This window comes from Candidatus Krumholzibacteriia bacterium, from assembly GCA_035649275.1.
In the GTDB taxonomy this organism is placed as follows: domain Bacteria; phylum Krumholzibacteriota; class Krumholzibacteriia.
Genome location: DASRJW010000106.1, coordinates 1 through 5,752 on the forward strand (window position 1 = coordinate 1; position 5,752 = coordinate 5,752).

The 5,752-nt window shown below is 68.1% G+C and carries 4 protein-coding genes; 1 reads left to right on the forward strand and 3 read right to left on the reverse strand.

Annotation, left to right across the window (positions count from 1 at the left end):
- Positions 1-122: 122 nt before the first annotated feature.
- Positions 123-1,196, reverse strand: a complete 1,074-nt coding sequence (locus VFE28_11460; protein ID HZM16609.1) for a hypothetical protein — start codon at positions 1,194-1,196, stop codon at positions 123-125.
- Positions 1,197-1,203: 7 nt separating this feature from the next.
- The gene (locus VFE28_11465) at positions 1,204-2,967 is read right to left on the reverse strand and encodes a carbamoyltransferase C-terminal domain-containing protein (protein ID HZM16610.1); all 1,764 of its coding nucleotides are present in this window, start codon (positions 2,965-2,967) and stop codon (positions 1,204-1,206) included.
- 204 nt (positions 2,968-3,171) lie between these two features.
- Between VFE28_11465 and VFE28_11470 the strand changes: the two genes are divergently transcribed.
- A complete protein-coding gene (locus tag VFE28_11470; protein HZM16611.1) occupies positions 3,172-4,995 on the forward strand; it encodes a S8 family serine peptidase in 1,824 nt (607 codons plus the stop codon).
- Between the two features lie 15 nt (positions 4,996-5,010).
- Here the strand turns inward: VFE28_11470 and VFE28_11475 are convergent.
- Positions 5,011-5,752 (reverse strand): FlgD immunoglobulin-like domain containing protein (locus tag VFE28_11475; protein ID HZM16612.1); only part of this gene is annotated, 742 nt, incomplete at its 5' end.

The following is a 5,752-nucleotide window of genomic DNA, read 5'->3' on the forward strand; positions in this document are numbered from 1 at the left end:
CGGAACCCCATTCCGATCCACGCGGCCGGAGCCTCCGAGTGCGCCCGGCCTTCGCGCGTGGCCTCTGGCTCGAGTTCCTCGAACCTCGAGACCCGGGCATGAACGAGAGGCGCGACTGACGCTCACCCCGGCGCTGGGGAGACGTCCGCACCCGAAGCGCCGCCAGAGGGCCGCCCGCGTTGCACGCGAAAGGTGCGATTGTCGGCCCGGCGCAGACCCACGCCGTGGAAGTACAACTCGCCGGCGCGGCCGGGGCCGCCGGGGAAGTGCAGCGTGCCCGGCAGGAAAAGCGACACCGGAAGCGCGTCCTTCTCGAAGGCGGCGACGCGTTCGAGACCGCCGTCGTTCCAGCACCAGAGCGACGCCTGGCGTCCCGTCTGGCTCGGGCAGAGCTCGGCGGCGACGCCGAAGAAGAGATCTTCCCCGCAAGCCTGGCTGTAATAGGTCGGCCCGTCGAGCTCGCCGAGCACCTCGCGCCGCGCGCCGATGCGTTCCATCCGGTAGAGCTTGTTGCGTTCGAACTCCGCGTCGGTAGCCCAATAAATGTGGGTCGCGGTGAAGAGCAGGCTGACACAGCGCCAGCTCTCGTCGCCGCCGCCGACCGTCTGCAGGGTGCGGAAACTGTCGTCGGTCCGCAGCATGCGACACTCTTGGCCGAAGTCCCCGGTCAGACACCAGAGCGAGTCGTCGTACGGATCGCGCTGGATGCCATGCACGTGACGGACCTCGCCGGCGTGGAACACATGGGCGACCTCGACCTCCGACGCACCCGGTGGATAACGATAGACGCGTACGTTCTGCCGCTCCCGATTGGTACGGTACTCGCCGAAGTAGACGCAGCCGTCCCGTCCCACCGCCGCCCCGCCGCGTAGCACGCGGCACGGCCGTCCGAGCGCGAGAGGGGTGAAGCGCCCGCCGCGGAGAAGACCCACGCGCTTGCCATAGGTCACGAAGAGACTGCCATCGCCGAGCGGCACCACGTTGTAGACCAGCGCTCGCAAGAGGCGCTGGCCCAGACGGAAGCGACCGGCGGCGCGCTCCCACCAGGGCGCGGGGATCTTGCCGAGCAATTCCGGTGGCGCCGTTCCCTGCTGGCGATACAGGCGCGTGCGGCGCGAGAGCAGCATCGAATCCGTTGCCAGCCACTCGACAGCGTAGCCGCGGAGGCGGCGTTCTTCGCTCACCGACCAGGTCATGACGATCTCAGACAGGCTCGGGGACATCGCCGGCCGGCGCTTCGCGCTTCCGGCAGAAGTAGGGCCCCAGGACGAGGACATCCATCTTCGTGCGCAGGAAGCAGTCCACCGCCTGCGCCGGGTGCTCGACGATGGGCTCGTTCTCGTTGAAGCTCGTGTTGAGGATGACAGGGAGCCCAGTGCGTGCCGCAAAGGTCTGGATGAGGTCGTAGTACAGCGGGTTCTCCTCCCGGCGCACCGACTGCAGCCGCCCGGTGTCGTCCACGTGTCGCACCGCGGTGAGGCGCTCGCGCCACTCCGGGCGGATCTTGTACACGTGCAGCATGAACGGCGAAGGGTGGGTGTGCTCGAAGACCTCGCTCTGTCGCTCCGCCAGCACCGCCGGGGCGAAGGGACGGAAGGCCTCGCGGTGCTTGATGCGCGCGTTGAGCACCGCCTTCATGTCCGGGAGCCCGGGGTGGGTGAGGATGGAGCGGTTGCCGAGGGCCCGCGGGCCCCATTCCATCCGCCCCTGGAACCAGCCGACGACATTGCCGCGCTCGATCTCCGCCGCCGTCTCCTGCAGGAGCGCCGCGCGCTCGAGCTGAGTGTAGGCGACGCCGCGCTCCTCCAGTACCCGGCGCAGCTCCGCCTCGCCGTACTCCGGCCCGAGGAAGGCGTCGCGCATCACCCAGCGCTTGCCCTCTTTCAGGATGACGTTGCTCGTGTAGAGCGCCGCGCCCAGGGCGAGGCCGTCGTCCCCCGCTGCCGGCTGGATGCAGGTGGCGCGGAAGGGCGTGGAGTCGAAAATCTTGCCGTTGGCGACGCTGTTGAGCGCGCAACCGCCCGCGAGCACCAGCCGCTCTTCGGGAACGAGCCGGTGCAACAGGTGCAGGAGGTGCATGTACACCTTCTCGAAGCTCGCCTGCAGGCCGAAGGCGAGATCCTCGTCCCGGGTGGTGATCTCAGCGTGCTTCGCCCGCGGTGCACCGAAGAGCGACTCCATGTGCCGGGAGAAGTGGCGATCGAAGATCATGGTGCCTTCTTCGGTGATCCGCATGCCCTGGTTGGCGCCGAAGGGGACGAAGTACCGCGGGTTGAGCTTGAAGCCGTCCGAGGTGAGATCGACCATCTCGCCGAAATGCTCGGTGTAGGTATCGCGTCCGTAGGGGGCGAGGCCCATCACCTTGCCCTCGTCGCCGTAGGTGCCATAGCCGATGAACTCGCAGACCATCGTATAGAGCGAGCCCAGCGAGTGCGGGACATAGATCCGGTGCATCACCCGGATCTCGTCGCCTTCGCAGGCGCAGAGCATGCTGGTGCAGAAGTCCCCGGAGCCGTCCACGGTGAGGCCCGCGGCGCGTTCCCAGTCGGAGGCGAAGTAAGCGCTCGCGGTGTGCGCCAGGTGATGCTCCACGTTGTACTGCGTGCAGCGCAGCTCCGCCGGGTCGGCGCCGCAGTGGTGCACGAGGAGTTCCCGGGCGTCGTCGAGGCTGCGCCGGGTGGTGCCGATCTTGGCCAGGTTGAGGAGCTTCGTGGGTTGGGAGAGGACGTATTTCAACTTCTCGGCGCGGTTCGCGGCCCGGTCGCGGCCGATGGCCACCGCATCCACATCGCGGAAGCGGAGCCCGGCCATGTCGAGGCAGCGCTGGATCGATTGCTTGGGGAAGCCCGCGTAGTACTTGATCCGGTTCAGCCGTTCCTCGGCCACCGCAGCGACGGGCACGCCGTCCACGAGCAGCGCCGCCGAGGCGCCGGCGTGGAAGGCATTGATGCCGAGGATGACGCTCACGACGGCAGCTTTCCCCCTCCCCGCAGGGCCGCGCACCCGCGACTGCTCTCCGAAGCTGCGGCAGGCTAGCAACCGCCGTCAGTGCCCGCAAGCATCGGCGTAACTGGACCCAGGTGCGCCTCCCGGCGGGCGGGGTGCGTGCTATCCTCGTGGTGCCTTCCCCACTCGGTCGTCCTCGCCCTGTTTGACTCCGGGGGTAATTGCATGCGCATGGGCTGCCTTGTCGCGGCGGCGTTGCTCGTGTGCGGCCTCGGGGCCGGGGCCGAAACCTGGGAGCACAAGGTGGAGACGGCGGTCCTGGAGGCGGCAAGTCGCGGTCCCACGGAGTGCCTCGTCCTTCTCGCCGAGCAACCGAATCTGGCGGACGCGGCGGCGCTGGAAAGCAAGGAAGCGAAGGGCCAGTTCGTCTTCGAGACGGCGAGCCGTCTCGCCGAGCGCACACAAGCGCCACTGCGGAAATGGCTCACAGCAGCTGGCGTCGAGCATCAGAGCTTCTGGATCGTGAACATGCTCTGGGTGCGAGCCGAGTTACGGATCCTCGAAGAGCTGGCGCGCGATGCCACAGTAGCCCGGATTGTGGAGAACACGCCGCTCCAGCGTGAGGCGTCGTGGATCGGCACCGCGACGCTGCCGCAGCGCCCGGGACTTCCTCCCGAAACCAACAATGGGATCGAGTGGAACGTGGCGCAGATCCGCGCTCCCGAGGTATGGGCCCAAGGCGTCACCGGTGAGGGTGCCGTCGTGGGCGGCATGGACACGGGCTACCAGTGGGATCACCCTGCTCTCGCGCGCCAGTATCGCGGCAGCCGGCAGGAGGGGGCGCGCCACGACTACAACTGGCACGATGCCATCCACAGCGGTGACGGTCCGGTCGAATGTCCACCCGACTCGCCCGTTCCCTGCGACGGTGATTTCACCGGCCACGGCACGCACACGATGGGGACGATGGTCGGGGACGACGGCGCCGGCAACCGCATAGGCGCCGCACCAGGAGCGCGCTGGATCGGTTGCCGCTGCTGGGAGCAGACGGAGCGCACGGCGCTGCGCTACGTGAGCGAGTGTTTCCAGTGGTTCGTGGCGCCCACGGATCTCCAGGGGCTGAACCCTGAACCGGCGCTCGCGCCGCACGTGATCAACAATTCCTGGGTCTGCGACCGCGGCGAAGGCTGCGCCGACCCCGGCGTCCTCCGTAGCATCGTGGAGACCGTGCGCGCTGCGGGCATCTTCGTCGCTGCCGGTGCCGGCAACGACGGCCCTGCCTGCGACACCGTCGTCTATCCGCCGGCGATCTACGACCTCGCCTTCTCCGTCGGCGCCACCACGCGGGACGACGGCATCGCCGCCTTCAGCAGCCGCGGCCCGGTCGTCGTCGATGGCAGCGGCCGGCTCAAGCCCGACCTCTGCGCCCCGGGGGCGGACATCCGCTCCAGCATCCCCGGGGGCGGCTATCAAGGCGGCTGGAACGGCACGAGCATGGCCACGCCGCTCGTCTCCGCCGCCGTGGCCTTGATTGTCTCTGCCGTTCCGTCCCTCGCCGGCCAGGTCGATCGGATCGAGGACCTGCTCCTTCGTACAGCAGTACCGCTCACCTCCGAACAGACCTGCGGTGGCGTGCCGGGTTCGATGGTTCCGAATCACACCTTCGGTCACGGACGGCTGGACGTGCTGGCGGCGGTGCAGGCGGCGCGAAGCACTGGCATCGGCAGCGGCGGCGTTCCAAACCAGCCCCACGGGCCAGCGGCGGCGCGGATGACAATCCTGCAACCGAACCGGCCCAATCCCTTCAATCCCAGGACCACCCTCGAGTACAGCATCGGCGAGATCGGTACGGTCACGCTCACGGTGTTCGACATCGCCGGCCGGCGCGTACGCGGACTCGAGGGCCCGCTCCAACGCGATCCCGGGGACTACGCCGTGAGCTGGGACGGCCGCGACGACGCCGGGCGCAGTCTGCCTTCGGGGCTCTACGTCGTCCGCTTGCGTGCCGGCCTCGTGCAAGCGTCGAGAACAGTGGTGCTCTTGCGCTGACTGTACGGTTTGCACTCAGCGAAGGACGATCAACTTGCGCGACAAGTCGGCGTCGGCGGCCACGAGCCGATAGATGTAGACACCGCTCGGTACCTGCCGGCCGCCAGCGTCGCGACCGTCCCAAGTGACCTGGTGACGGTCGCGGGCCAAGACGCCATCCACGAGTTTGCGCACCCGGCGTCCCGCCACGTCGTAGATGCCGAGGTCCACTCGCCCCTCGCGTGCCAGGTCGAAACGGATCGTGGTCACCGGGTTGAAGGGGTTCGGCACGTTGGGATGCAGGAGCGTGAGGCGCGGTAGGCCGGCGGCGGGCGTCTCCCGTTCCGGAACGTCCGTGCTCGGATCCGGAGAGGCCTGGCAGCTCTCGGGAAGTGCGGCGTTCAGGATCGTGGCCAGCAGCTGTCCCGTCGGATCACCGGGAGGCCCTGACGCCGCCTGCACATCCTCCCACCAGAAAGACATCAGAACGGTGTTCCAGCTCGTCGCAGGATTCGCGTTCATCACGATGGCGCCGTCACCGAGCGTCTGGCCGTTCTTGAACCGGTGGGTGACGACGGCCGTACCGCTGGCCCCGAGAGCGTCGTAGTCGCGTAACGTCGTGCAGCTCGCGCTTCCGAGATTGAAGAGATCTGCGGTGAAGTCGATGCTGGTGCCATCCTCCCAGGTGAAGGAGGTCTGGCCATCCACGTCAGGATGCTTGCTCGATCCCTGGTTCGCGGCAACGAAGACGACGCCCATCTCGTTGGTGAGTAGCGGA

What these genes read in the sequence shown, in the direction of transcription:
- VFE28_11460 (HZM16609.1), bottom strand. Translation starts at nt 1,196, where the DNA reads ATGACCTGGTCGGTGAGCGAAGAACGCCGCCTCCGCGGCTACGCTGTC.
- VFE28_11470 (HZM16611.1), top strand. Translation starts at nt 3,172, where the DNA reads ATGCGCATGGGCTGCCTTGTCGCGGCGGCGTTGCTCGTGTGCGGCCTC.